Genomic DNA, 25,031 nt, shown 5'->3' with positions numbered 1-25,031 from the left:
CCTGATCCACCAACGACATCATCGGTGCCCGGCAGGCCCGAGGAGGATGGGCCGACGGTCCGTGGGCAGACGGCAGCGGGACCGGGCAGGGTCGGACGGGGCCGATCGCGTCGCCCGACGGTCGGCACCTCGTCGGGGACCGCCTGATCCATCCTCGACATCAGCTCGACAGCGCCCGACACCACCAAGCGGGGCGGGCAGGCTCGCGCCGGATCAGGCGGAGGCCAGCGCGGGGGTCTGCGCGTGGATGTGGAAGCGCAGCGACCGGGCGTCGGTGAAGCACTCCCGCATCGGCCGGACCAGGTCCCGGTGCTCCGGGCTCCGTTCCCACGCCTCGAAGTCCGCCAGGCGCGCCCACTCGCTGGTGATCAGCCACTGCTCGGGATCGGTCGCCGAGCGGCAGACCTGGTCGACCAGGTGTCCCGGCACGCCGTCGGCGACCAGGTGCCGCACCGCCTCGTACGCGGCCAGGAACGCCTCCGTCCGCTCCTCGGGGACCCGCACCAGGAAGACCACCCGTGCCCGCTGCTCGCTCATGCCCCCACTCCCCTCGTCGGCGCCGCCCCGCGCAGGACCAGCGCGCTGTTGAAACCGTCGAACCCGCGGGCGCAGACCAGCGCCACCCTGCTGCGCGGACGCCGGTGCCCGCGCAGGAAGTCCAGCTCGCACCCGTCGGCCACCGTGTCCGGACCGGCGGAGGCGGGCAGCGTGTCGTGCGCGAAGGCCAGCAGCGCGGTCGCCACGTCCAGCGCCGACCCGCCCTGGTGGGCCCGCCCGGTCAACGGCTTCTGGGTGGTCACCGGTGGCGGCCGGTCGCCGAACACGGCGCGCAGCGCCTCGGCCTCGCTCCGGTCGTACCGGGGCACGCCGAGCGCGTCGGGCAGCACCACGTCGACCGTGTCCGCCGCGACGGTGGCCCGCTCCAGGGCCAGCCGCATGGCGCGGGCGTACTGCCCGGGGTCGCCGGCGGTGTCCGGTCCGCTGTGGACGGCGTCGTGGGTCGAGCCCCACCCGGTCACCTCGCCGTAGACGCGGGCCCCCCGGCCCAGCGCGTGGGTCAGCTCCTCGACCACGAAGACCGCGCCGCCCTCGGCCGGCAGGTAGCCGCTGGCGGCCGCGTCGAACGGCCGGTACGCCCGCTCCGGCTCCGCGACGTCGCTGAGCAGCCCGGAGCGGAGCTGACAGGCCAGGGCGTACGGGCTCAGCGGGCACTCGGTCGCCCCGGCGATCACCACGGCGGTGCCCCGGCGGACCGCCCGGGCGGCGTGGGCGAGGCTGTCCAACCCGCCGGCCGCCTCGGCGACCAGCACCCCGCACGGCCCCTTGAACTGGTGGTGGATGGAGAGCTGGCCGACGCTGGCGGCGTAGAACCAGGCGATCGACTGGTACGCCCCGACGGTGCGCGACGGCCCGCCCCAGAGCCGCTGCAGTTCCCGCTGCCCGAACAGGTTGCCGCCGGACGAACTGGCCAGGGCGACCGCGTAGCCGTACGGGTCGGGAGCACGCTCGGGCAGGCCGGCGTCGGCGAGGGCGAGCCGGGTGGCGGCGAACCCGAGATGCGTCCACCGGTCGGTCTGCACGAGCCGGCGGTTGTCGGCGTACGCGGCGGCGTCGAAGCCGGGCACCTCCCCGCCGTACCGGGTGGGGTAGCCGGACGGGTCGAAGAGCGTGAGCGGGCCGGTGCGGCGGGTGCCGGCGAGCACGGTGCGCCAGTGGGCGTCGGCGCCGACGCCGCTCGGCGCGACCACCCCGATCCCCGTGACGACGGCCCGGGCGGTCACGCCGCCACCGCCGGAGACAGCCGGCGGAACACCATGGCCGACTGGAACCCGCCGAAACCGCTGCCGACCGACAGCGCCACGTCCACCGGCAGCTCGCGGGCCTCGTTCGGCACGTAGTCCAGGTCGCATTCGGGGTCGCGGGTGGTCCAGTTGGCGGTCGGCGGAACCACGCCGAACTCGATCGCCAGGGCGCAGGCGGCCATCTCGATCGAGCCGATGGCGCCGAGCGAGTGCCCGACCATCGACTTGATCGAACTGATCGGGACCCGGTACGCCGCCTGACCCAGGGCCCGCTTGAACGCGGCGGTTTCGTGCCGGTCGTTCTGCCGGGTGCCGGAGCCGTGCGCGCTGATGTAGGAGACCTGCTCGGGGGCGATCCGGCCCTGCTTGAGCGCGGCGGTGACCGCCAGCCCCATCTCCAGGCCGTCGGGCCGCAGCCCGGTCATGTGGTAGCCGTTGCTGCGGCTGGCGTACCCGGCGACCTCGCAGTAGACGTGGGCGCCCCGCCGCCGGGCGTGCCCGGCCTCCTCCAGCACCAGCACCGCCGCCCCCTCGGCGAGCACGAAGCCGCGCCGGTCGGCGTCGAAGGGCCGGGAGGCGTGCGCCGGGTCGTCGTTGTCCGGGCTGGTCGCCTTGATGGCGTCGAAGGAGGCGACGGTCACCGGTGAGATCGGCGAGTCGGCGGCGCCGGCGAGCACGACATCGGCCTCGCCGTCGGCGATGAGCTGGTGGGCGTACCCGATGGCGTCGATGCCGGAGGTGCAGCCGGTGGAGACGACCTGTGCCGGGCCGTGCAGACCGTGCCGGCAGGCCACGTCGGCGGCGAGGCTGCTGGGGATGAGCGCCTGGTAGAGGTACGGGCCGCCGCGTGCCGCGTCGACCAGCCAGTGCCGGCCGCTGTCGCTGACCGTCACGTACTCCTGTTCCAGGGCCATCGTGCCGCCGACGGCGGTGCCGAGGACCACCCCGGCGCGGTCGCGCTCGGCGTCGGTGAGGTCCAGGCCGGCGTCGGCGACCGCCTCGGCGGCGCAGGCCAGCGCGAACTGGACGTACCGGTCGGCGCGGCGGCACTCGGCGTCGGTGAGGCCGGCCGCGACCGGCGCGAAGTCGCACTCGGCGGCGATCTGGGAGCGGAACGGCGACGGGTCGAAGAAGGTGATCCGGCGGGTCGCGGTACGCCCCTCGGTGATCGCCTTCCAGAACCGGTCCCGACTGGCGCCGCCCGGGGCGACCACCCCGACGCCGGTCACCACCGTGCGGCGCGCACTCATGACCCGCCCCGCTGTTCGACCAGTTCGGTGTCGACGTGGCCCAGCTCGGGGCGGGGCGCCAGAGGGCCGAGCTGGAAGACCACCTCGGCCGGCACGTCGCCGGTGTTGCGCAGCCGGTGCCGGACGTTGACCGGCACGAACAGCGCCTCACCGGCGACCAGCGGCGTCGGCACGTCGTCGAGGTCGACGGTGATCGCGCCGCGCGACACGTACAGGAACTCCTCGCTGTACGGGTGGTAGTGCTCGGCGATGCGCTCCCCGGGGCGCAGCGCGGCGACGCCCATGAACCCGGAGGTGCTGCCGACGGTGCGGGGACCGAGCAGCACCCGCAGTTCGCCGCCGCGCCGGCGGTCCGGCGGCACGTCGACGGCGGCGACGAGCCGCCGCGCCGTCTGCTCACTCATCGCCGGCACCCCCGTCCCGGGCCAGCCGCTCGATCTTCTCCCTGATCACGGCGAGCTGGATCGCGCTGTTGGCGTTGATCCGGTCGGTCATGCCGGCGTTGTCCACCGGCGCCGTCGGTGTCATCGCGAAGTCCTGCACCCAGGTCATGCGGGTGCCGCCGGGTTCCTCGGTGTAGCGCCAGTGGATCCGCATGTACTCGAAGGGGCCGGTCTCCACGCGCCGGGCGTGGACCTCCCGGGCCACCGGGTCGGCGGTCCGCTCGCTGACCCAGCTCCAGGCGACACCGTTCTCGTCGGGGTGCATCGTCAGCCGGAACCGCACGGTGTCGCCGTCGCGGTGCAGGATCTCCGCGCGGGCGTACTCGGTGAACAGCTCCGGCCAGCCGGCGACGTCGTTGGTGACGTCCCAGACCAGCGGCAGCGGCGCGGCGATGAGGACGGTGTTCTCGGTGTGCCCCGGCGGATCGGCGCGGCGGGCGACCAGGTCGGCGACGTCGGCGATGCTCAGCTGACCGCTCTCCTCTCCGATGCGCACCTGCCACCGGTCGGCGACCACGGCGGACAGTTCGAGCAGGGCCAGGGAGTCCATGCCCAGTTCGTCCAGGGATGCGGCCGGCGCGCGGGCGGCGGCGTCGGGGTCGAGCCCGCAGTTCGCCACCAGGATGTCGGTGATCTCGGCGGTCAGCGGGCGGCCGTGGGTGACGGTCATCGGGTCCTCCTGTGCGGTGGGTCGGTCGGGTCGGCGAGCAGCCGGTCGACCAGGCCGGTCGAGTAGCGCCCCGTGCGGAAGCCGGCGTCGTCGAGCACCCGGCGGACGAAGGGGATGGTGGTGCGGATGCCGGGACCGGCGATGTCGAACTCCTCCAGGGCGCGTTCCAGGCGGTTGAGCGCCAACTCCCGGTCCGGCGCCCAGACGGCCACCTTCGCCAGCAGCGAGTCGTAGTGCGGCCCGACGAGGTAGCCGGGGCGGCCGTGGGTGTCGACACGGGTGAACGGCCCCCCGGGCGGGAGGAACCGCTCCAGCCGGCCGGGGGTGGGCGCGAAGTCGCGGTCCGGGTCCTCGACGTTGACCCGGCACTCGATCGCCACCCCGTGCGGGCGGATCTCCTCCTGCCGCCAGCGCAGCGGTACGCCGGCGGCGATGTGGAGCTGCTCGTGCACCAGGTCGATGCCGGTGATCATCTCGGTGACCGGGTGCTCGACCTGGATCCGGCAGTTGATCTCCAGGAAGTGGAACCGCTCGTCCGGGTCGACCAGGAACTCCACCGTGCCCGCGCCGGTGAAGCCGACCTCCAGCGCGCCGCGCAGCGCGCACTCGGCGATGCCCTCCAGGGTGCCGGCGGACAGGAAGGGGGCCGGCGCCTCCTCGACGAGCTTCTGGTGCCGGCGCTGCACCGAGCAGTCCCGGGTGCCCAGGTGCACGCCGTTGCCGTGCCCGTCGCACAGCACCTGCACCTCGACATGCCGGGCGCCGACCAGGTAGCGCTCGACGTACACCCGGTCGTCGCCGAAGGCGACCTGCGCGGCGGCCCGCGTCCGCGCGTACGCCCGGGGCAGTTCCGCCGGGGTGTGCACGACGGTCATCCCGCGGCCCCCGCCCCCGGCGGCGGCCTTGACGATCACCGGGTAACCGACCTCCGCGGCGACCTGCGCGGCCCGTTCGGCGGTGGGCACCGGCGCGACGCTGCCCGGGGGCAGCGGCAGCCCGGCCCGGCGCATCAGCTCCCGCGCGGAGGACTTGTCGGCGAGCGCGGACATCACCTCCGGGGGCGGCCCGACGAACGTCAGGCCGTTGTGGGCGCAGATCTCGGCGAAGTCGGCGTCCTCGGAGAGGAACCCGTACCCGGGGTGCACCGCCTCCGCGCCGACCAGGCGGGCCGCCTCGACGATCGCGGCGGCGTTGAGGTAGCTGCGCCGGCTCGCCGCCGGTCCGATGAGGACCGCCTGGTCGGCCAGCCGCACCGCGGCCGAGTCGGCGTCCGCCGTGGAGTAGACCACCGCGGTCTTCACACCCAGTTCGCGGCAGGCTCGCAGCACCCGCAGCGCGATCTCGCCCCGGTTGGCGATCAGTACCTTGGTGAACATCGAACTCCCGCCTCAGGCCGGGTCCAGCGCGAGCAGCGGCTGGTCGTACTCGACCGGCTGGCCGTCGTCGGCCAGCACCTCGACCACCCGGCCGGCCCGGTCGGCGGTGACCTCGTTCATGAGCTTCATCGCCTCGACGATCCCGACGACCTGACCGGGACGGATCACGTCGCCGACGGCGACGAAGGGCGCGGCCCCCGGCTCGGGCGCCCGGTAGAAGGTGCCGACGATGGGCGAGCGCACCGCGAGGCGGTGGACCGGCTCCGGCGCGACGGCGGGAGCGGGCGGCACGACGGGCGGCGGCGCGGGGTACGCCGAGCCGGGCGTGGCGGCGTCGTGCCACTCCACCTCCAGCACGCTGTCACCGGCGCGCAGGAGCACCCGGCGTACCGGCCCGGGCAGCTCGGCGACCACCTGCCGCGCATGCCGGCGCAACCCGGCCAGCACGGCGTCCGGCGGTTCTCCGGCGTCGCCGGCGGCGGGGACGCGCGGGGGGCGCGGGGGCACCGGCTGCCCGCCGCCGGACGGCGTCGCGCCGTTGCCCGCCGGCGCGGTGTCCGTACGGGCGCTCACCGGGCACCCGCCCGCGCCGCGCCGCGGGTGACGCCGAAGCGGCGGAAACGCTGTCGCCGTCGCCGTACCAGCGTCGGAGGCGGCACGTCGAGCAGGGGCAGCAGGTTGGCCAGGACGGCCTCGCGCAGCGCCCGCGCGGCCGCCGCCGGGTCGACGTGGGCGGCCGGCTCGGGCTCGGGTACGACCTCGTCGGCGATCCCCAGGCGGTGCAGGTCGTGGGCGGTCAGCCGCAGCGCGCGGGCCGCCTGCGGGGCCGCCGACCGGTCCGGCCAGAGGATCGCCGCGCAGCCCTCGGGGCTGATCACCGAGTAGACGGCGTGCCGGAGCATCAACACCCGGTCGGCCACCGCCAGGGCCAGCGCGCCGCCGCTGCCGCCCTCGCCGGTGACGACCGTGACGATCGGGGTGGGCAGCACGGTCAGGGCGAGGATGTTCTCCGCGATCGCCGCCGCCTGGCCCTGCTCCTCGGCGGCCACCCCGGGGTCGGCGCCCGGCGTGTCCACCAGGGTCACCACCGGCAGGCCGATGCGCGCGGCGAGGCGCATCAGCCGCAGCGCCTTGCGGTGCCCGGCGGGACTGGCCATGCCGAAGTTGCGCGCGACCAGCTCGGCGGTGGTGTGCCCCTTCTGGTGCCCGACCACCATCACCGGCCGGCCGTCGAGCCGGGCGAGGCCGCCGACCACCGCCGGGCAGTCCGCGCCGAGCCGGTCGCCGTGCAGCTCCACGAAGCCGTCGAAGGCGGTCTCCAGATAGTCCAGCGTGGTCGGTCGGCCCGGGTGGCGCGCCAGCCGTACCGTCTCCCAGGCGTCGCCCTCGCTCCCGGCCGCCGGCCGCTCGGCCAGCGGCGACGTCCGTGCGGCCGGCACGCGCGCCGGTCCCACGCCGCCGGCCGGCGGCGGCTCCTGCCGGGGTACGCCGGGACGCGCCCCCGGTCGACGGCCGGCACGGGCGGCGGCGAGCAGCGCCACCAGGCGGGCACGCAGGGCGTGCCGGGGCACCACCATGTCGACCTGGCCGTGCCGGAGCAGGAACTCCGCGGTCTGGAAGCCCTCCGGCAGGTCCCGGCCGGTGACCTGGCGGATCACCCGGGGACCGGCGAAGCCCATCCGCGCACCGCTCTCGGCGAGGACCACGTCGGTGTTGGTGGCGAAGGAGGCCGCCACCCCGCCGTACGTGGGGTCGGTGAGGACGCTGACGCTGAGCAGTCCCGCCTCGCGCAGCCCGGCGACCGCCTGGCTGACCGTCGCCATCTGCATCAGCGACAGGGCGCCCTCCTGCATCCGGGCGCCGCCGGAGGCGGTGACCAGCACCAGCGGGACGCCGTCGTCCAGCGCCCGCTCGGCGGTCCGCGTGACCAGCTCACCGACCGCGCACCCGAGGCTGCCGCCGAGGAACCGGAAGTCCATCACGGCCAGGGCGCAGGGGTGTCCGCCGATCCGGGCGGTGCCGCAGACCACCGCCTCCGACAGGCCGGTCGCGGCGCGCGCGGCGCTGAGCCGGTGCGGGTACGGCAGCACGTCGACGAACCCGATCGGGTCGGTCTCGGCCGGCCGGTCGGGCAGGGCGGTGAACGAGTCGGGGTCGACCATCTGGGCCAGGCGGGCGGGCGCGTCGAGCCGCGCGTGCGTGCCGCACTCCGGGCAGACGTCGAGATTGCGGCGCAGCCGCTTGCGGTAGAGCAGGCTGGCGCAGCCCGCGCAGCGGGCCCAGAGCTGCCCGTGGGGCGCGGTGGCGGTCACGGCCGTCGTCCGGTGGGCGTGGCGTCGAAGCGGTAGAAGCAGCGGGCCATCGCGTCGCGGGGTTCCCGCCAGGTCGGCAGGTACGGCGAGACGTACCGGCGCAGCGCGGCGCTGACCCGGTCGAACTCGGGGTGTTCCCGGGCCGCCGCCACCGCGCCCTCCCCCGGCAGCTCCGTCTCCAGCAGGTGCACGTAGAGGTCGTGCAGCCGGTACAGCGACCGGTGGCGCACACCGGCGAGGTGCGGCAGCTCGGTCGCATCGGACTCGGCGAAGATCTCCGCGACCCGCGCCTCGGCGGTCGGGTCGACCTTCGCGACGATCAACGAACGGTCCATGAATGGGCCTCCCCCCAGGCGTCGGGCGTTCCTCACGCCGGCGCCGACCGAGCCGGACGACTGCCGACACGATGCGGACGGCCGCGTCACGGCGGCGTCAACGACCGGGGCACGCGACCCAGCTTTGGTGACGCTGCGTTGACGCGGGCTGTGTATCCGCTGTGGACCGCCTTTGGACCTGCGCGTCCTTTACCAGTTCAGAAGGGTTTTCGCGGCTCAACCGGGGCCTGGAGCCGGGACACGCTCCGTTGACCGAGAGTCATCACGATTGATAATCTTCGTCGAGGTCAGCCCGGCGACCGCGGCGCGTGGCGCCGGGCCGCGGCTCAGCCTTCCGACAGTGCGGTCATGGGCAGCCGCGCCGGGGACACAGTCGAGGAGTCTCCGCCGAGCCTTCCGCAGGGGGTGCCGCGTGGCCGCCGAACCGCCCATGCCGACCACGGGGGCCTGCCCCCACACTCCGATCTCCCTGCACCTGCTGGGCGGTTTCCGCCTGCTGCACGGCGACGCCCCGGTGGTGGTGCCGCGCGGCCTGCAACGGGTGCTCGCGCTGATCGGGTTGCGTCCCGGCGCCACCCGCAGCCACCTGGCCGGGCTGCTGTGGCCGGAGGCGTCGGAGGAACGTGCGCTGTCCTCCCTGCGTACCGCCCTGTGGCGGCTGCGCCAGGACCCCTGCTGCCCGATCAGCACCGTCGGCGACACGGTCCGGCTGGGGCCCCTGGTCGGGGTCGACGTCGACGCGCTGGTCGGCACGGCCGCCCGGGTGCGCGACGGCGCCGACCCGTGCACCGCCGCCGCCCTGGAAGCCGGCCGCCACGACCTGCTGCCCGGCTGGTACGAGGACTGGGTGCTCGCCGAGCGCGAACGCCTGCGCCAGCTCCGGCTGCACATGCTGGAGGAACTGGCCGACCAGCACCTCACGGCGGGCCGGCACGGCGAGGCGCTGGAGGCGGCCCTGGAGGCGATGGCGGCGGAACCGCTGCGGGAGACGCCGCACCGTCTGGTGGTGCGCATCCACCTGGCCGAGGGCAACGCCTTCGAGGCGGTGCACGCCTTCTACGTCTACCGGGACCTGCTGCTGCGGGAACTACGGCTGGAACCGTCGGCCGCGATGACCGCGCTGCTCGACGACACCCTCGCGCCGATCCGGCACGCCAGCCGGGACGCCGACGACCAGCGCCGCACGCTCGCGCACCGCGCGCCGCCGCGCGCCCGCTGACCACCCGTCACGACCCGGACCGTGCGCGTGACGGTCATGTGACAGGCCGTCGGTCAGCGTGGACGGCACAGCACCGCGTGGTGTCCGACCTGGTCGAGGAAGGGCAACCGGCGAGAGGAGTCCCATGAGCCGTCTACTGATCGTCAGCAGGATCATCCCGGGGTCGGAGGGTCGCGTTGCGCAGATCTTCGCCGAGTCCGACGCCACCGAACTGCCCGCCCTGACCGGCGTCCGGCACCGCTCCCTGTACTGCCTGCACGACCTGTGCGTCCACCTGATGGAGACCGGGGACGTGGACCCCGACGCGCTGGCCGGCGCCCGGAACCACCCGCTGTACCTGCGGGTCAACGAGCGGCTCTCCGCGCACACCACGCCGTACCTGCCGACCTGGCGCTCGCCCCGGGACGCGATCGCCGGCTGCTTCTACCGCTGGGACGCCGCCGACGCGCCGACGCCGCACGTCGCCGGCTGACCACGGGAGATCGCCATGACCGATCGACCCCCGCACGTGATCATCATCGGCGCCGGCACCGGTGGCCTGTGCCTGGCGCACGGCCTGCGCCGGGCCGGCATACGCGTCTCGGTCCACGAGCGCTACCGCACCCGGGGCGAGGGCCTGCTCGGCTACCGGGTGGGCATCGGCCCGACCGGCAGCCGGGCGCTGCGGGAGTGCCTGCCGCCGGAGCTGTTCGACGTCTTCCTCGCCACCTGCGCCCGGTCGCCCCGCTACTTCAACGTGCTCACCCAGCGGATGCGCCGCACGGCGTCGTTCACCCTGCGGCCGGACACCGACCCGGTGAACACGGAACGCTCGGTGGCCCGCATGACACTGCGCCAGGTTCTGCTCACCGGCATGGAGGACGTGGTTCGCTTCGACCAGGAGTTCACCCGGTACGAGCAACGCGACGACGGCACCGTCACGGCGCACTTCGCCGACAGCACCACCGCCACCGGCGACCTGCTGGTGGCGGCCGACGGCACGCACTCGGCGGTACGCCGGCAGTACCTGCCGCACGCGGTCACCCGGGACGCCGGCACCATCAACATCGCCACCCGCATCCCGCTGACCGCACACACCCGCAAGCTGCTGCCGGAGCGGGTGGAGAAGGGCATCTCGCTGATCTTCGGCACCGGCGGGATGATGGGCGTCCTGCACGTCATGGAGTTTCCCTGGGACCGCGACGGCGCGCTCAAGCCCGGCGTGCACCCGGCCGACGCCGAGCTGCTCCAGCGGTGGCCCGGCCGCGCGCACGATCCGACCCGGGACAACATCAACCTCATCGTCTGGAGCACCGCCCGCCGCTTCCCGGCCGACGTCATGCAGCTGCGCGGCGACGAGCTGATCCAGCTCGCCCTGCGCCTGACCCGCACGTGGCACCCGAACCTCCGTGAGCTGCTCGCCCGCGCCGAGCCCGGCAGCGCCCTGCCGATCCGGGTGACCACCAGCGAGCCCGTCCCGCCCTGGAAGAGCAGCAGCGTCACACTGCTCGGCGACGCCATCCACACCATGACGCCCGGCCGCGGCGTCGGCGCGAACACCGCCCTGCGCGACGCGGCACTCCTCTGCCGCCAGCTCCGTCTCGCGGTCGCGGGCGACAAGACGCTCGTCGAGGCGGTGGCCGACTACGAGGCCGCCATGCTGCCGTACGGGTTCGCGCGGGTCGCCGACTCGCTCAACCGCAGCGGCACCAACGGTGACGACCGGATGTACAAGCCGGTGGTCGGGCGGCTCGCGCTGCTCGGCGCGCGGGGCTACTTCGGTGTCACCAGTCGGGTACCACGGCTGGCCCGCAAGTTCGTCGACGACTTCTACACCTACCGCGGTGAGGAGGACTGACGCGGTCGCACCGAACGCCGGCCGCACCATCCACCGTCGACCCCGACGCCCCGGCGCCGGGGTCGACGGCCGTACGGGCGGCGATCGGGGCCCGGGCACGACCGAGCGTCGCCCGACGAACACCCCGGGTAGAGCACGTCCCAGCTGCGAAGGTCCGGGTGGAGGCTGGCTGTCGCCCGGCTCGGGCGTGTGCGAAGCTGCGCCCGAGTTTTTTCGACATCTTCTCCGATCCGACCGATAGGGAGGTCCGCCGTGGCGTGGTCTTTCGGGCACTGGCTGATACTGATCGTGGCGCTCGCCGTGGGCGCGGTGGCCGGCTGGGCGCTGCGCGACCGCCGGGGTGCGGCCGCCGCCGCCGGGCACACCGAGCCCATCGTGGAGGGTGAGCGCGACCCGGTGGCCGCCGTGGTGACCACCCCGGCACCGACCGCCACCGTCGACGAGGCGCGTCCCGACGCGACCGTCGACCCGGCACCCACCGCCGTCGCCGACCACCCGGTGCCCGGCGACGCCCTAACCGAGGACCGCCCCACTCCCGCCGTGGACCGCCCGGCCCCCGCCGACGCAGCCGCCGGCGACGTCGACCCCGCCGACATGGTGCTGACCGGCGACCCGGTGCCGGCCCCCCGGGACGAGGTTCCGCCCGCCCCGCCGATCGACGACGCCGGCCGGGACACCGAGGTGGTGCTTCCGGTGGCCGCCCACCTGACCGGTCCCGTCGACACGACGCCGGCCGCCGCCGACGACACCGACGAGGTGACCACGCCGGTCGCGGCCGGCCCCACCACCGACACCTCGTCCGACGCGCTGCCGACGCCGGTCGCGACGGACGACGAGCCGTCGGTTCCGGCCGCGCCCGTGCCGGCGCCCCGGGCCGACGTGGCCACCCCGCCGGCGCGGCCGACGGCTGACGCCGGCGGCGCGGACGACTTCCGCCGCATCCAGGGCGTCGGCCCGAAGATCGCCGCGGCGCTGCAGGCGGCGGGCATCCACACCTACCGCCAGTTGGCCGACCTGGACGAGGCCGCGCTCCGCGAGGTGGTCCGGTCGGCCGGGCTGCGGTCCGCGCCGGGCCTGGCGACCTGGCCGCAGCAGGCGAAGGTGCTCGCGGGCGCGCCGGACACCGCCGCCGTGCTGCCCGGCGGCACGGACGCCTGATCCGGGCGCAGGGGTCCGGGCCGGGTGGCCCGGACCCCTCCCCGTGCGCGTCAAGCGCGTGAAGCGCGTTAAGAAGGGGCCCTTCCTCTACCGCAGGCGTTAACGGGGGGCCCTTCCTTACCGAGGGGCCGGGCGGAAAGCAGTACATAGCGGACACGGGACGGTTACCGTCGAGGCAGGGCCCGACGACGGCCCGCCGCGTCGATCACCATCCCGGTCCCGCAGGAGCAGCCCTTGTCCTTGTCCCCGCAGGGGTCCGGCCCGCGCCGGGGCCGGCCTCCCCTCCGGGACGAGGAGTCGCCCCGTCGGGTGACCCTGCTCGAACTCTTCTTCGACCTCGTCTACGTGGTGGCGCTCGCGCTGATCTCGCGCGGCATGGTCGTCGACCTGGACTGGCACAGCGCCGCCGAGGCGCTGGTCCTGCTCGCCGCGATCTGGTGGACCTGGGCGATCACCACCCTGGTCACCGACATGTACGACCCCGAACGCCCGGAGATCAAACTGCTGATCACCGCGGTCATGTTCGGGGCGCTGCTGATGACCACCGCCATCCCGGAGGCGTTCGGCGCACGCGGCCTCATCTTCGCCGGCACGTACGTCGCCATCCACCTGGGGCGCGGCCTGTTCCTCATGCCGACGGTCCGGCACGACCCGCAGACCCGGCGACGGGCGGCCCGCATCTTCATCTGGTTCGCCGTGTCCGCGGTGCCGTGGATCGGCGGCGCCTTCGTCTCCGGCGACGGGCGGCTGGCCCTGTGGGTGCTCGCCCTGTCCATCGACTACCTGGGCTTCCGGGTGGCGTACCCGGTCCCCGGCCTCGGCGCGGTGCCCGACGAGGCGCGCAGCGTCACCGCCGAGCACCTGTCCGAGCGTTACCAACAGTTCTTCATCATCGCCCTCGGCGACGCCATCCTGACCATCGGCACGATGTTCAGCCTGGACCACTCCGAGACGGAGAACGTCGCGGCCTTCACCGCGGCCTTCTACACCACGCTGCTGCTCTGGCGGATCTACGTCCACAAGTCCGGCGAGCTGCTCCCCCTGGCCATCGCCACCTCACGACAGCCGAGCCGGTTCCTGCACACCGCTCCGTACACCCACCTGCTCATGGTCGCCGGCGTGGTGACCACCGCCGCCGGCTTCGAGCTGCTGCTGCACCACCCCGGGGGCCGGACCCCGCCGGCGTGGGCGGCGGTCATCCTCGGCGGGCCGGCCCTGTTCCTGGTCGGTCGCGCCCTCTTCGAGTACGAGGTTTTCAGCCGCGTCTCGCTGTCCCGCCCCGGCGGGCTGCTCGCCCTGCTCACCGCCGCGCCGGCGGTGCTGTTCCTGCCGCCGTGGACCGCCGCGCTGGCCGCCATGCTGGTCCTCGCCGGCGTGGCGATCGCCGACGCGCGCCGCAGCTGGGGCCGCCCGCCGGAGGAACCCGTTCCGCCGCACTGACCTCCGGCGGCCACCGCGCCGTTCAGACCAACGCACCGGACGGGTCAGACCAGCGCGCCCGCGTACCCGCGCGCCCGGAGGCGCTGACCGGCGGTGGCGCCGAGCCGCACCTGCAGGCCGAGTGGCGCGGCCGCGCGGCGTACGTCGTCGACGTGCAACGACCCGTGCCGGTCCACCGTGAGCACGGGTGGGTCCTCCGGGTCGCCCTCCGGGGCGTGGAACGACAGCAGGGTGACCGACGTGGGCAGGTGCCGGGGGTACGCGGCGCGCGCCGCCGCCTCGTCCGGATGCGCGAGCAGCACCAGGCCGTCGAGGTGACCGAGGTCGGCCAGGGCCCCGTCGGCCTTCCAGTGCGCCGGCTCGTCCGGCGCGCCGGTGCGGTGCCGGGAGCGGTTCGCCGAGGTGATGTGCAGGTGGTCCAGCCCAATCTCGGCGAGCGCCCGGGCGAGGAACGCGTTCGACGGGCAGGCCGGCCCCGGCGCGATCACCTGCGTGGTGCGCACGCCCCGGTCGCACGACGTGAGGTGGCCCGGCAGCCGGTCGGCTGCCGGGCCCCGGAAGCCGAACGGGCCGAGCCCGAACAGGCCGTCCATCAGCTGCCGCACCCGGCCCACCGGCAGCCGGTGCGGCACCCGCGTCCAGTCGAACAGCCCGGGAATCCGGCCGGCCAGCGCGGTGATGCTGCCGGTCTGCTCGGCGGGACGCCCCTTGGCCAGGTTCACCCGGGCGACGGTGTCGGCGTCCGGCCGGCTCACCAGCGCGTACATGTTGGCGAAGGCGGTGACGACCACCGCTCCCCCGGCCAGCGCGCGGGCCGCCGCCGCGACGTCCGCGCGACGGTCGAGGTGCAGGTGCGGTGTCGGGGCGTCCATCAGTCCTCCTGCGCGTGCCTCCACAGTTGTACGCCCGTACGGCCGCGGGACCCCGTTCTCCGTCGCGGATCCGATAGCGACGTCTTCCCGCCGGCGGACCGGGGACGACGCCGTGACCGTTAGCGGCGAGCGCCGATTGGGTACAACGCCTGCACCTCGATCCACCACAACCCCTGGAGGCGTACGATGCGCGGCACCTCGATATTCGGAGTCCTGGTCGTGATCTGGCTGCTGATCGGCGCTGTCGCCGCAGGTCAGCGCGGTTACTACAGCAACGACGACACGAACTGCGCGGAGGCCGGCACGATCCTGGTGACCATCGTGGCCGGACCGCTGAACTACATCGGCGCGAACCCGAAGGTGGACTGCGAACTCCCCCAGCCGTCCGAATAGGACCTCTGCTCGCCCGGCCCGCGCCCACCCCCGGCGCGGGCCGTTCGCCGTCCAGGGGTCGGGTGGCGGAGCGGTACGCGGCCGAGGTGGGCGACGAACTGCGCGGCAAGCCGCTGGACCGATCGCCTGCCCATCACGACGCCCCGCACACCCCCTACGGCGTCCTAGGAGGCTGGGCTTCCATGGTGAACGTTTGTGGGGACCCGGTACGGGAAGGGGCGTGACGCCACCGGCCGTCGGACACGGGGAGCAAGGATGCAGATCGGCTACAAGCTGGCCGCCGAGGGGTACGGGCCGCAGGAGATGATCCGGCAGGCGGTCCGGGCCGAGGAGGTCGGCTTCGACTTCGTCGAGATGAGCGACCACTACCATCCCTGGCTGGAGGCGCAGGGCCACTCCTCGTTCGCCTGGTCGGTGCTCGGCGCCATCGCGGCGAAGACCGGCACGCTCGGTCTGGCCACCGGCGTCACCTGCCCGACCGTCCGGTACCACCCGGCGATCATCGCGCAGGCCGCCGCCACCCTCGCCCTCGTCTCCGACGGGCGCTTCACCCTCGGCGTCGGCGCCGGTGAGCGGCTCAACGAGCACGTGGTCGGGCAGGGCTTCCCCAGCGTGCGCGGCCGGCACGAGCGCCTCCGCGAGGCGTTGGAGATCATCCGGCTGTTGTGGCAGGGCGGCTACCAGTCGTACGACGGCCGGCACCTCCACCTGGAGGACGCCCGGGTCTTCGACCTGCCGGAGACACCGCCGGTGATCGCGGTGGCGGCCAGCGGACGGTCGTCGGCCACGCTGGCCGCCGAGCTCGGCGACGGCCTGTTCGTCACCGAGCCGAAAGACTCCATCGTCGAGCACTACCGGGAGGCCGGCGGCCGGGGTCCCCGGTACGCCGAGGTGCCGATGGCCTGGGCCACCGACGACCGGCAGGCGGTGGAGGCGGTGCTGCAGACCAGCCGGTGGATGGTCACCGGGTGGAAGGTGATGAGCGAGCTGCCCAACCCGGTCAACTTCGACGCGGCCAGCGGGTACGTCGAGGAGCGGCACGTGCGCGAGTTGTTCTCGATCGGCCCCGACCCGGAGGTGCACGTGGCGGCGGTACGGCGCTACGTCGAGGCCGGCTACGACCACATCGTGCTCCAGAACGCCGGCCCCGACCCGGACGGCTTCCTCGACTACTTCGCGAGTGACCTCGCCGGCCGGCTGCGCTCCCTCGGCTGAGCGTGCGGGCACCGGTCCGGCCCGCCCGGGACGACCCTGCGGTCGTCGCGGACGGGCCGGACGTGCCCCTTCCCACGGGACGTGCCGTGCCCCGCGCCGGCCTAGTAGTCGGCGCAGTTCGGGACCGGGACCGTGCTGCCGACGCAGTTCGTCGGCCGGTTCTTCACAATGCGGGTGTCGTCGTCGACCTTCACCTGGGCCTTGTCGGCGAAGACGCCCCCCGGCTCCAGCGTGGAGCTGTTGCCGACCACCGCGCTCTTGAACAGCGAAAGCCGCCCCAGCGTCGCGAAGATGCCGCCACCCTGCGACTCCGGCTCGACCGCGTCGTTGTGCGTGACGGCGCTGCGTCGCACCACCACGTTCGACTTCTCGGCGTAGATGCCGCCGCCGTCGCCCAGGGCGGTGTTGTCCTTTACGGTGCTGTCGTCCAGCGGCACCAGGCCCTGGAAGACGTAGATGCCGCCGCCGTTGCCGGTGGCCGTGTTGCCCCGGATCTCCATGCCGCTGAGGAAGATCAGCGCGTCGGAGTCGGCGATGCCGCCGCCGACCTCGGCGGTGTTGCCGAGTACCTTGCTGTCGGCGACCCGGGTGCGGGCCGAGTAGCTGGCCACGCCGCCGCCCTGCCCCGCGGTGTTGTGCGCGAAGGTGCTGTCGTTGACCTGCGCCGCACCCCGGTAGTTGCCGAACCCGCCGCCGTACGCGACCGCGCTGTTGTCCTTGAACGTCGAGGACCGCACGGTCATCACCCCACCGTTGAGCAGGCCCCCGCCCTTGCCCGCGGTGCCCTCGGCGTGGTTGTCGACGAACGTGCTGTCCCGCACCACCATGTTGCCGTCGTTGTACATGCCGCCCCCACCGCCGTCGGCGGAGAGGGAGGTGTTGCCGACGACCGTGACGTGCTCGATGGTCGCCGACGCGCCGTGCACGACGTACAGGCTGCCGCCCTCGGCGATGGACCGCCCGTTGGCGAGGGTCACGTCGCGCAGGGTCAGCTCGCCGCCGTCACGGACGGTCAACAACCGGAACAGCTCGGCGTGCTCGGCCCGGGCGATGGTGGCGCCCCGGCCGTCGATCGTGATGGGGTGGTAGACGAACGGCAGGCCGGACCGGTCCGCGTTCGGGTCGCGCGGCGGGGCCTCGACGTCCCCCGGGTTCTCCGCGCTGTCCGCCGTCTCGCGGGCGTCCCGGATCCCGCCGTCGTACTCGTCCTTCTCGTCGAGGGCTTCGGTGAGGACGTACGTGCACTTCGGCGCCAGCCGCAGGTGCGCGCCACCCTCCGCGTTGGCGTAGGCCAGCGCGTCGATCAGCTCCTCCTCGTCACACGGCACGTCGATCGTGCGACCGCCGTTGCCGTGATCCCGGCCCTTGCCGCCCTCGTCGTCGCGGTGCTCGCCGCCACCGTCGGCGCCCCGCAACGCCAGGGACGGCCGGTCCGCCGCGGGCCGGTCCGCCGCGGCCACCCCGGCCAGGCCGGCCGCGCCGACCACCAGGCTGCCGGCGGCCAGGCCCCCTGCCACGAACCACCGGGAGCGTCGCCGGGGACGCGTCGCCGATCGGTCGTCAGATATGAACATCGCCATTCCTGCCTCCTCCTGCCTGTCAACACCGCGCCAGCGCCGGGCGCGGGGCAGCGGACAATCGCCACCGAACGTCACGATACGGACGCAAGGTGAGCAGGTTTCGCGTAAGGGAATTAACTACACTTTCGGCTTGAGAGAGGCCGACCGGTCCGACGTGGCGGTCAGCCGCCGACGTGGATCCCCGGTCGCCGCGCCGGGTCCGGCTCGCTGCGCCGGATGATCTCGCGGACCACCGGCGGCGTGTCGCCACGGCCGAGGATCAGGTACCGCAGCAGGTGGGCGACCGGACTGCCCTCGGACCACTCGAAGTGGGCGTGCGGCCGGACACCGGTCACGTCCCGCAGCGCCAGCAGGATCGCCGCGATGGCGTTCGGCACGGCGGGGCTGTCGGCCCGCAGCACCCGGAAGCCGCCCACCTCGACGCCACGGACGCGGAGCACCTGGCTGAACTCGGACGGGTCGACCACCGCGATCTCCAGGAAGAGCACGTCGGCCGCGCCGGGTACCGGGTTCATCCCGCGCTGGGTGCGCTCCTTGACCGTGTACACCTTCCACGCGTTCCCGGCCGGCTTGTGCGCGATCAGGTGCAGCCGCCCGTCGTGGGCCAGCGACTCGCCGAGGAACCGTCGCGCCGGCTCGTCGAACTCGATTCGCTCGGCGCGCAGCTCGGTGGTCCGGGTGACGCGGGAGATCAGCGAGACGGCGACGATCCCCAGGATGAACAGGGCGGAGATGGTGATCCCGTCCGGCTCGCGGACGACGTTCTCGACCAGCGCGTACACCAGCACGAGGGTGAGCACCGTGAAGCCGGCGGCGACGCCCCGGCGCCGGCCGCGCGCCGCGGAGATCGCCACCGCCACCGCGGCGGACACCATCATCGCCAGGATCCCGGTGGCGTACGCCCCGGCCTGCGCGTCGACGTCGGCCCGGAACACCACCGTGATCGCGATACTGACCAGCGTGTAGACGATCACCACCGGCCGCACCGCCCGCCCCCACTCCGGCGCCATGCCGTAGGTGGGCAGGTAGCGGGGCACGATGTTGATCAGGCCGGCCATCGCCGACGCGCCGGCGAACCAGAGGATCAGCACGCTGCTGATGTCGTAGACGGTGCCGAACCCCTCGCCGACCCGCTCGTGGGCGAGGTACGCCAGCGCCCGCCCGTTCGCCGCCCCGCCGGGGGCGAACTCCTCGGCGGGGATCAGCACGGTGGTCACGAACGTCGTGGAGACCAGGTACACGCTCATGATCAGCGCCGCGGTGGCGAGCAGCCGCCGGGTGTTGCGGATCCGGGCGGCCAGCCGGGCCTCCCGGTCCGGGCCGGCCCCGGCGACCAGCGGCATCATGCTGACGCCGGTCTCGAAGCCCGACAGCCCCAGCGCCAGCAGCGGGAAGGCCAGCACGGCGGTCAGCGCCACCTGTCCGGGGCTCCCGTCGGCGGTCAGCGCGTCGGTCCAGTCGCCGAGGGTGCCCGGATCGGCGGCGATCGCCGCCAGGGACACCGCCACGATCACGGCGTTCAGCGTGAGGAAGACGGCGACCAGCGGGATCGCCACCACCACCGCCTCCCGGAAGCCGAGCAGGAACACCCCGCCGAGGATCAGCAGGAGGACCACCGTCACGCCGACGGCGAGGGCCGTACCGTCCACCCCCTCGGGCAGCAGCGGGTTCTCCAACAGGTGCACGGTCGCGTCGGCGGAGGAAAGCGTGATCGTGATGATCCAGGAGGTCGCCACGAAGCCGAGCAGGATCAGGACGAAGATCTTGCCCCGCCAGAACGGCAGCAGCCGCTCCAGCATCGCCACCGAGCCCTGCCCGTGCGGGCTCTCCCGGGCCACCCGCCGGTACATCGGCAGCATGCCGAACAGGGTGAGCGCGACGATCAGCAACGTGGCCAGCGGGGACAACGCCCCGGCGGCCACCGCGGCGATGCCCGGCAGGTACGACAGCGTGGAGAAGTAGTCCACCCCGGTCAGGCACATGACCTGCCACCACGGGTGCGTACGGGTCCGCCCCTCCTCGGCCTCCGGTCCCACCGGCTGCACCCGGTGCAGGAACAGCCACCGGCTCAGCCGGCCGGGCGGCGGACCGGACCGGGTCGGGCTCTCCACCGACGGCGGGATGACGACCGGACGCCCGTCGCGGTCAACCGACCGGGTCGGGTCCCGCGCCGCCCGCAGGTCCGGTCCCGGTCCGGCCGGTGGCCGGCGGCGTCCCCGCACCCGGCGCGGTCGTTCCGCGTTCGTGTCACCCATGTCCCGTCCCCACCCGTGCGCGGTCCTGCCCCGACCGTAGGGTGTCGGCCGACCGCGTCCCGCCGGAACGGCGAACGATGCCGCTGCTCAGCCGGTCGTCGGACCGTTCAGGGCGCGACCCAGATCGTCGGGGTCGACCACGGTCAGCGTCGCGCCCGGGTGCCGGGGCCACCGCCCGGGCAGCAGGGCCGGCACCGGCTCGGCGAAGCGGACGCACAGACCGGCGGCGGTGCTGCTGCCGAACGTGACCCCCGCGTCGGCCAGCGACAGGTGCGGACCGATCGCGCGCCACCACCGGTACGGGCCGCTCTGCTCGACGCCGGTGACGTTGGCCCGCGGGGTCCGCAGCCGCCACGGCCCGAACCGCACCAGCAACTCGTCGGCGTCCACCCGTACCCAGGCGGTCTCCGGCCGGACGCCGAGCAGGGCCAGCAGCGGACGGAACGGCGGGTCGAACCGGAACGCGAACCGCCGGGCGGCGCCGGTCACCGGCCGCCGCCGGGGCCGCCACGGCGGAGGTCGCCCGGACGGGCGGGACGGGGACGGGCGGCGGGGCGGGGGCGTGGACGGGTGACCGGCCGGCGCGACGGGTACGTCATGGCGCGCGCGTACCCGGTCCGAGGCGGTCGACACCCCCCGGGTCGACCCGCTCCCCCGCCGCCGCGCACGCGCCGGGCCGGATCGGATGCCCACGACGACGGGCCGGACGCCTCCCCGTCGTCCGGCCCGTGGCCGTGGGCGCAGCGGGCCGGCACCACCCCCGTACGGCGCCGGCCCTTCCCCCTGCCCCCGGCGCCCCCCAGCGCGCCGGTCCTTCCCCCCACACCCGGCGCCACCCCCCAGCGGCGCCGGCCGTTTCCCTGTGCACCGTCCCGGGGCGGCGCACGGTCGTTCCTGGCGGGCGCGTCCCCGCGCTCCGCCCCGTCCGGAGCGCGGGGACCCCCCGTCCCGGCTACTGCAGGAACGCCCCGAGGGGCGAGAGCAGCAGCCGGCCGAGCCGCGCGGCGTTGTCGTCCAGCCGCGTGCGCTCGCACTCGTGGGCGTCCGGGTCGTGCCGGCACCGCCAGATCCGCTGCGCGTTACGCCAGGCGACGTCGCGCGTGTACTCGACCAGTTCCCCCTGGTACCAGTCGTCGATGTCGCCGTTCAGCATGTCGATCAGCAACTGCCACCGGTCCAGGTAGCCCCGCCGCAGACCCGGGATCTTGTTCGCGAAGATGTTGTTGATCTCCAGGTAGTCGCGGTGCTGGTCGGTGCCGTCGACCGGCTCGGACTCCAGGCTGTCGAAGGTCGTCACCAGGGCGAACGGCAGGTCGTAGTTGATGTGCGCGTTCACCCCCGCCGCCGCCGACGGCAGCGGACGGGCGTCCGGGCCGCGCATCCGCTCGAACAGGCACGACCACGCCTGGGGCGTACCGGGGCTGGCGTCCGTCCACAGTCGCATCGCGTCGAAGTAGCGGGCGGCGAACTCGACGTCCAGCCGGGACAGGAAGACCGGGTCGGCGAACCGGTCGTCGTACAGGCCGTTCAGCACGCTCTCGGTGATCGTCAGGTAGAGCTTGTTGAAGTCGGCCAGCGGGCAGCTCTCCTCCAGCGGAGGCAGCCGGACCAGCAGGTCCTGGAGCTTGGTGAGGTGGTCGACCACCGCCGGCACGTCCGCCGGCCGGTCGGCCAGCAGGTCGACGATGTCCCGGTGCACGGGACCCCAGACCGGTTCGGACATAGTCACTCCTCCACGATGCTCCGCGGCACCCCCGTGCCGTCGGCGACGCTGCACAGCCTTCCAGCCGACGACCGAGCGCCGGATCAGTAGAACGACGTATACGTAGCGACGAGTCGGGACCCGGATCGGGCGTCAGGCCGGGCGGTTGCGCAGGAAGATGGCGCTGGCCTGGACGCGGGTGCGGACCTGGAGCTTGTCGAAGATGTGCGAGACGTGCACGCCGATGGTGCGTTCGCTGATGAACAGCCGCTGCCCGATCTCCTTGTTGGTCAGCCCCTCGGCCACCGCCGCGAGCACCTCCCGCTCCCGCGCCGTGAGGACCGCCAGCTCGTCCGCGCCCGCCCCGCCCGACCCGGTGACCGCGGCGGTGGACGCACCCCGCTCCTCCAGCGACACCCGGGCCCGACCGGCGAGGGTGCGGATCTCCGAGGTCAGCGGCACCGCGCCGAGACCCTGCGCCACCTGGTACGCCTGCCGCAACAGCTTCGCCGCGGTGGCGCTGCGGCTCCGCTTCGCCAGCAACGCCTCGGCCTGCCGCAGCCGCGAGTAGGCCGCCGGATAGGGATGGTTGCGCCGGTCCCACTCGGTCACCGAACGGGCCCACAGGTCCGGGTCGCTGCCGTCGAGCCGGCTCACCTCGGCCGCGCAGAGCGCCAGGAAACCGTCGACGACGCTGCGCACCGGGCGGGCCGCGTGCGCGCTCTTGCGGGCCGCCCGCTCGGCGACCTCGCGCAGTCGCCGCACCGCCGTCTGGTCGACCGGCACGGTCCGGCTGGCGTGCGCCTCGGCCTCCGCCCGCAGTCCGTGCCAGACCAGCGCCGCGAGGATCGTCACGTCGTCGGAGCGGCTCTCGGTCAGACCCCGCTGCACCGCCTGCCGGGCCAGGTCGTGGCGGCCCTGCCACATCGCCAGGCCCGCCCGCAGGGTGAGCAGCGGGATCACGTGCCGCGCGCCGCCACCGGCGAGCACCGTGGCGACCGCGTCCAGGTCCCGGTCGGCCGCCTCGATGTCGCCGTAGCCCACCGACAGCCGGCAGCGGGCCAGCAGCAGCTCGACCGCGTCCGCGCCGGACGGGCGGTGCCGCAGCGCCGCCGCGACGACCTTCTCCGCCTCCGCCCACTGGCCGACCCGGAACAGCCCGTTCGTGGCGATGGCGAGCAGCCGCGTCTCCCAGGTGCGTCCCAGGCCCAGCTCGGCGACCCGCTCGGCGCCCCGGCGGGCGACCACCACACCCTCCTCGAGGATGTTCAGCGGACCGGTCAGCAACTCCGCCAGGTGCAGGTACGCGCAGGCCACGTCCTCCGGGCGGCCGGCCCGCTCGGCGGTCTCCAGCGCCTGGCGCATCACCGCCAGCCCGGCGTCCGGGTCCTCCAGGTACGCCTCGGAGAAACCCAGCGCGGCGCTGGCCAGCACCACCTCGCTCGTGGAGCCCTCCACCGCCGCGGCCAGCTCCAGCGCCTCCCGGGCCCGGTGGCCGGCGTCGGCGTACCGGCCGAGGTGCAGCAGCAGCTCCGCCAGGTGGGCGGCGGCGGTGGCCCGCTCCCGGGGCGTGCAGTCGGCGACGTCCAGGGCGCGCTGGTACTCGGCCTCGGCGAGGGCCGAGCGGCCGGCCGCCGCGAGGTAACGGGCCCGGCGGATGTGCAGGGCGCAGACCGGCCGACCGGCGTCGGAGGCGGCCAGCTCCTCCAGCAGGCTCAGCGCCCGCGCGTGCTCACCGCAGTGGTGGGCGGACTCGGCGGCGCGTTCCAGCAGCGTCACCCGGTACGTCCCGGGCGGTCCGCCGGTCGTCGCGCCGGCCAACTGCAGCGCGGTCGACCAGTGCCGGTGCGCCTCGGCGTAGCCGTGCAGCCGCTCCGCCTCCTCGGCCGCGGCCACCGCCGCCGGCAACGCCCGGGTGGGTTCACCGGCCAGCCGCCAGTGGTGCGCCAGCCGGGCCTGGTGCAGGTCGGCCGGCGCCGTGGTCAGCGCCTCGGCGTACCGGCGGTGCAGGGCCGCCCGCTCGGCGGGCAGCAGCTCGTGCTCCAGCACCTCGGCCACGAGCCGGTGCCGCAGGCGGTAACCGTCGTCCGCGCCGACCAGCAGCCGGTGCGCCACCGCCGCGCGGACCGCCTCGATCAGCTGGTCCTCGGGCAGCCGCACCACCTTCGCGGGCAGCCAGTGCTCCACCGGCTCCACGCCGGCGGCGACGGCGTGCACAACCGTGTGCGCGTGCTGCGGCAGCGCGTCCACCCGGGACAGGAAGATCTCGCGCAGCGTGTCGGAGAGCCCGTCCCGGCCGTCGCGGACGTCGCGGGCCAACTCCTCCACCACGAACGGGTTGCCGCCGCTGCGCTGCCAGACCTGGTCGGCGGCCTCAGGCGGCAACGGGCGGCCGACGACCGCCGCGGCGAGCTGCTCGGTGCCGGCGCGGTCCAGCGGGGCCAGGTCGAGCACCCGGACGGTCCGCAGCCGGCGCAGCTCGGTCAGCACGCGGCGCAGCGGGTGCGCGCCCTGCAACGACTCGGCACGGACCGCCGCGAGCACCGACAGCTGCAGGTCACCCAGGCCGGCGAGTAGGTAGAGCAGCAGCTGCCGGGTGCTCCGGTCGACCCACTGGAGGTCGTCCAGGACGAGCACCAGCGGGCGGCCCTCGGCGATCAGGTGCAACCCCCGGGACACCCGCTCCAACAGCGCGCCGGCGCCGTCCGGCCCGGCCGTCTCGTCGGCGAACATCTGCAACAGCCCACGGACGGCCGACGAGGTCCGGGCGTGTGAGGTGGTCAGCTCCGCGTCGAAGCGGCGTAACGCCTGCAGCAGCGGATGCAGCGGCGACGCGTCGCCGATGTCGAGGCAGGTGCCGGTGAGCACCAGGGCGCCTCCGTCGCGCAGCCGGGCACCCACCTCACGCAGCAGCCGGGTCTTGCCCACACCGCTCTCACCGGTGAGGAAGACCGCCGCGGTGTTCCCCTGGGTGACGTCGTCGAGCAGCGCCGAGCGTACGGCCGCCACCAGGTCGGCCCGGCCGACGAGCGGTGCACCGTCCACATCGCTGGCCATGGTTCGCAGCCTAGTCACAGGTCCCCGGACCGCTCTACAGGCCGTTCGGCCCTGTGGTACTCCTCGCGTCGACTTTGCGACCAAAGGTTGCGCCCAGCCGACATACGTCGTTCTG

Annotated in this window: 22 protein-coding genes; 7 read left to right on the top strand and 15 right to left on the bottom strand. The window is 74.4% G+C overall.

What is annotated here, in order from left to right:
• Positions 1 to 213: 213 nt before the first annotated feature.
• The 9 genes from ACIBR0_RS12320 to ACIBR0_RS12280 are packed head-to-tail and all read right to left on the bottom strand — an operon-like array spanning position 214 to position 8,188.
• Complete coding sequence (locus tag ACIBR0_RS12320) at positions 214 to 537, bottom strand: antibiotic biosynthesis monooxygenase family protein (protein WP_396714844.1); 324 nt, start codon at positions 535 to 537, stop codon at positions 214 to 216.
• A complete protein-coding gene (locus ACIBR0_RS12315; RefSeq protein ID WP_396714842.1) occupies positions 534 to 1,781 on the bottom strand; it encodes a beta-ketoacyl synthase N-terminal-like domain-containing protein in 1,248 nt (415 codons plus the stop codon). Before ACIBR0_RS12315 ends, ACIBR0_RS12320 begins: the two co-directional genes overlap by 4 nt.
• Positions 1,778 to 3,052, bottom strand: a complete 1,275-nt coding sequence (locus ACIBR0_RS12310; RefSeq protein ID WP_396714840.1) for a beta-ketoacyl-[acyl-carrier-protein] synthase family protein — start codon at positions 3,050 to 3,052, stop codon at positions 1,778 to 1,780. Before ACIBR0_RS12310 ends, ACIBR0_RS12315 begins: the two co-directional genes overlap by 4 nt.
• Positions 3,049 to 3,456 carry a cupin domain-containing protein gene (locus ACIBR0_RS12305; RefSeq protein ID WP_396714838.1) on the bottom strand — a complete coding sequence of 136 codons (408 nt, stop codon included), beginning with the start codon at positions 3,454 to 3,456 and terminating at the stop codon, positions 3,049 to 3,051. The genes ACIBR0_RS12310 and ACIBR0_RS12305 overlap by 4 nt, the downstream gene beginning before the upstream one ends.
• A complete protein-coding gene (locus ACIBR0_RS12300; protein ID WP_396714836.1) occupies positions 3,449 to 4,165 on the bottom strand; it encodes an SRPBCC family protein in 717 nt (238 codons plus the stop codon). The genes ACIBR0_RS12305 and ACIBR0_RS12300 overlap by 8 nt, the downstream gene beginning before the upstream one ends.
• Positions 4,162 to 5,541 (bottom strand): acetyl/propionyl/methylcrotonyl-CoA carboxylase subunit alpha, encoded by a 1,380-nt coding sequence (locus ACIBR0_RS12295; protein WP_396714834.1) that lies wholly within the window; start codon positions 5,539 to 5,541, stop codon positions 4,162 to 4,164. The genes ACIBR0_RS12300 and ACIBR0_RS12295 overlap by 4 nt, the downstream gene beginning before the upstream one ends.
• A 12-nt stretch (positions 5,542 to 5,553) precedes the next feature.
• Complete coding sequence (gene accB, locus ACIBR0_RS12290) at positions 5,554 to 6,114, bottom strand: acetyl-CoA carboxylase biotin carboxyl carrier protein (RefSeq protein WP_396714832.1); 561 nt, start codon at positions 6,112 to 6,114, stop codon at positions 5,554 to 5,556.
• Positions 6,111 to 7,853 (bottom strand): acetyl-CoA carboxylase carboxyltransferase subunit alpha, encoded by a 1,743-nt coding sequence (locus tag ACIBR0_RS12285; protein ID WP_396714830.1) that lies wholly within the window; start codon positions 7,851 to 7,853, stop codon positions 6,111 to 6,113. The genes accB and ACIBR0_RS12285 overlap by 4 nt, the downstream gene beginning before the upstream one ends.
• Positions 7,850 to 8,188, bottom strand: coding sequence for a TcmI family type II polyketide cyclase (locus tag ACIBR0_RS12280; RefSeq protein WP_357038432.1), 339 nt, complete (start codon positions 8,186 to 8,188; stop codon positions 7,850 to 7,852). The genes ACIBR0_RS12285 and ACIBR0_RS12280 overlap by 4 nt, the downstream gene beginning before the upstream one ends.
• 412 nt (positions 8,189 to 8,600) lie before the next feature.
• Here ACIBR0_RS12280 and ACIBR0_RS12275 point away from each other — a divergent pair, with 412 nt between their 5' ends.
• The 5 genes from ACIBR0_RS12275 to ACIBR0_RS12255 all read left to right on the top strand — a co-directional run bounded on the left by ACIBR0_RS12275 (position 8,601) and on the right by ACIBR0_RS12255 (position 13,842).
• Positions 8,601 to 9,407 (top strand): BTAD domain-containing putative transcriptional regulator, encoded by an 807-nt coding sequence (locus ACIBR0_RS12275; RefSeq protein ID WP_396714828.1) that lies wholly within the window; start codon positions 8,601 to 8,603, stop codon positions 9,405 to 9,407.
• Positions 9,408 to 9,531: 124 nt separating this feature from the next.
• Positions 9,532 to 9,879 (top strand): TcmI family type II polyketide cyclase, encoded by a 348-nt coding sequence (locus tag ACIBR0_RS12270; RefSeq protein WP_396714826.1) that lies wholly within the window; start codon positions 9,532 to 9,534, stop codon positions 9,877 to 9,879.
• 15 nt (positions 9,880 to 9,894) lie between these two features.
• Positions 9,895 to 11,244, top strand: coding sequence for an FAD-dependent oxidoreductase (locus tag ACIBR0_RS12265; protein WP_396714824.1), 1,350 nt, complete (start codon positions 9,895 to 9,897; stop codon positions 11,242 to 11,244).
• Positions 11,245 to 11,496: 252 nt separating this feature from the next.
• Entirely contained in the window at positions 11,497 to 12,402 is a 906-nt protein-coding gene (locus ACIBR0_RS12260) for a hypothetical protein (RefSeq protein ID WP_396714822.1), read from the top strand.
• A gap of 309 nt (positions 12,403 to 12,711) precedes the next feature.
• Positions 12,712 to 13,842, top strand: coding sequence for a low temperature requirement protein A (locus ACIBR0_RS12255; protein WP_396714820.1), 1,131 nt, complete (start codon positions 12,712 to 12,714; stop codon positions 13,840 to 13,842).
• Between the two features lie 44 nt (positions 13,843 to 13,886).
• On the opposite strand, the gene ACIBR0_RS12250 is transcribed toward ACIBR0_RS12255, so the two are convergent.
• Positions 13,887 to 14,714, bottom strand: a complete 828-nt coding sequence (locus ACIBR0_RS12250) for a hypothetical protein (protein ID WP_396714818.1) — start codon at positions 14,712 to 14,714, stop codon at positions 13,887 to 13,889.
• Between the two features lie 186 nt (positions 14,715 to 14,900).
• Between ACIBR0_RS12250 and ACIBR0_RS12245 the strand changes: the two genes are divergently transcribed.
• Positions 14,901 to 15,107: a hypothetical protein gene (locus tag ACIBR0_RS12245; protein WP_357034767.1), complete on the top strand. Its 207-nt coding sequence runs from the start codon at positions 14,901 to 14,903 to the stop codon at positions 15,105 to 15,107.
• A 255-nt stretch (positions 15,108 to 15,362) separates the two neighbouring features.
• A complete protein-coding gene (locus ACIBR0_RS12240; protein ID WP_396714816.1) occupies positions 15,363 to 16,322 on the top strand; it encodes a TIGR03557 family F420-dependent LLM class oxidoreductase in 960 nt (319 codons plus the stop codon).
• A 101-nt stretch (positions 16,323 to 16,423) separates the two neighbouring features.
• Here the strand turns inward: ACIBR0_RS12240 and ACIBR0_RS12235 are convergent, their stop codons facing one another.
• From ACIBR0_RS12235 to ACIBR0_RS12215, 5 genes are all read right to left on the bottom strand, one after another.
• Positions 16,424 to 17,896, bottom strand: a complete 1,473-nt coding sequence (locus tag ACIBR0_RS12235; protein WP_396714927.1) for a right-handed parallel beta-helix repeat-containing protein — start codon at positions 17,894 to 17,896, stop codon at positions 16,424 to 16,426.
• Between the two features lie 167 nt (positions 17,897 to 18,063).
• Positions 18,064 to 20,157 (bottom strand): amino acid transporter, encoded by a 2,094-nt coding sequence (locus tag ACIBR0_RS12230; protein WP_396714814.1) that lies wholly within the window; start codon positions 20,155 to 20,157, stop codon positions 18,064 to 18,066.
• Between the two features lie 87 nt (positions 20,158 to 20,244).
• Positions 20,245 to 20,646 carry a hypothetical protein gene (locus ACIBR0_RS12225; protein WP_396714812.1) on the bottom strand — a complete coding sequence of 134 codons (402 nt, stop codon included), beginning with the start codon at positions 20,644 to 20,646 and terminating at the stop codon, positions 20,245 to 20,247.
• Positions 20,647 to 21,109: 463 nt separating this feature from the next.
• Positions 21,110 to 21,880, bottom strand: coding sequence for a DUF5995 family protein (locus ACIBR0_RS12220; RefSeq protein ID WP_396714810.1), 771 nt, complete (start codon positions 21,878 to 21,880; stop codon positions 21,110 to 21,112).
• Between the two features lie 132 nt (positions 21,881 to 22,012).
• The gene (locus ACIBR0_RS12215; protein ID WP_396714808.1) at positions 22,013 to 24,916 is read right to left on the bottom strand and encodes a helix-turn-helix transcriptional regulator; all 2,904 of its coding nucleotides are present in this window, start codon (positions 24,914 to 24,916) and stop codon (positions 22,013 to 22,015) included.
• Positions 24,917 to 25,031 lie beyond the last annotated feature (115 nt).

The organism is Micromonospora sp. NPDC049497 (assembly GCF_044465805.1).
Taxonomy (GTDB): domain Bacteria; phylum Actinomycetota; class Actinomycetes; order Mycobacteriales; family Micromonosporaceae; genus Micromonospora.
The sequence above is the reverse complement of the archived record's forward strand: the minus strand, read 5'-3'. Positions and strand labels throughout refer to the sequence as shown.

What these genes read in the sequence shown, in the direction of transcription:
- ACIBR0_RS12270 (WP_396714826.1), top strand. Translation starts at nt 9,532, where the DNA reads ATGAGCCGTCTACTGATCGTCAGCAGGATCATCCCGGGGTCGGAGGGT.
- ACIBR0_RS12305 (WP_396714838.1), bottom strand. Translation starts at nt 3,456, where the DNA reads ATGAGTGAGCAGACGGCGCGGCGGCTCGTCGCCGCCGTCGACGTGCCG.
- ACIBR0_RS12240 (WP_396714816.1), top strand. Translation starts at nt 15,363, where the DNA reads ATGCAGATCGGCTACAAGCTGGCCGCCGAGGGGTACGGGCCGCAGGAG.
- ACIBR0_RS12230 (WP_396714814.1), bottom strand. Translation starts at nt 20,157, where the DNA reads ATGGGTGACACGAACGCGGAACGACCGCGCCGGGTGCGGGGACGCCGC.
- ACIBR0_RS12265 (WP_396714824.1), top strand. Translation starts at nt 9,895, where the DNA reads ATGACCGATCGACCCCCGCACGTGATCATCATCGGCGCCGGCACCGGT.
- ACIBR0_RS12280 (WP_357038432.1), bottom strand. Translation starts at nt 8,188, where the DNA reads ATGGACCGTTCGTTGATCGTCGCGAAGGTCGACCCGACCGCCGAGGCG.
- ACIBR0_RS12245 (WP_357034767.1), top strand. Translation starts at nt 14,901, where the DNA reads ATGCGCGGCACCTCGATATTCGGAGTCCTGGTCGTGATCTGGCTGCTG.
- ACIBR0_RS12295 (WP_396714834.1), bottom strand. Translation starts at nt 5,541, where the DNA reads ATGTTCACCAAGGTACTGATCGCCAACCGGGGCGAGATCGCGCTGCGG.
- ACIBR0_RS12220 (WP_396714810.1), bottom strand. Translation starts at nt 21,880, where the DNA reads ATGTCCGAACCGGTCTGGGGTCCCGTGCACCGGGACATCGTCGACCTG.
- ACIBR0_RS12250 (WP_396714818.1), bottom strand. Translation starts at nt 14,714, where the DNA reads ATGGACGCCCCGACACCGCACCTGCACCTCGACCGTCGCGCGGACGTC.
- ACIBR0_RS12235 (WP_396714927.1), bottom strand. Translation starts at nt 17,896, where the DNA reads ATGTTCATATCTGACGACCGATCGGCGACGCGTCCCCGGCGACGCTCC.
- ACIBR0_RS12300 (WP_396714836.1), bottom strand. Translation starts at nt 4,165, where the DNA reads ATGACCGTCACCCACGGCCGCCCGCTGACCGCCGAGATCACCGACATC.
- ACIBR0_RS12320 (WP_396714844.1), bottom strand. Translation starts at nt 537, where the DNA reads ATGAGCGAGCAGCGGGCACGGGTGGTCTTCCTGGTGCGGGTCCCCGAG.
- ACIBR0_RS12310 (WP_396714840.1), bottom strand. Translation starts at nt 3,052, where the DNA reads ATGAGTGCGCGCCGCACGGTGGTGACCGGCGTCGGGGTGGTCGCCCCG.
- ACIBR0_RS12215 (WP_396714808.1), bottom strand. Translation starts at nt 24,916, where the DNA reads ATGGCCAGCGATGTGGACGGTGCACCGCTCGTCGGCCGGGCCGACCTG.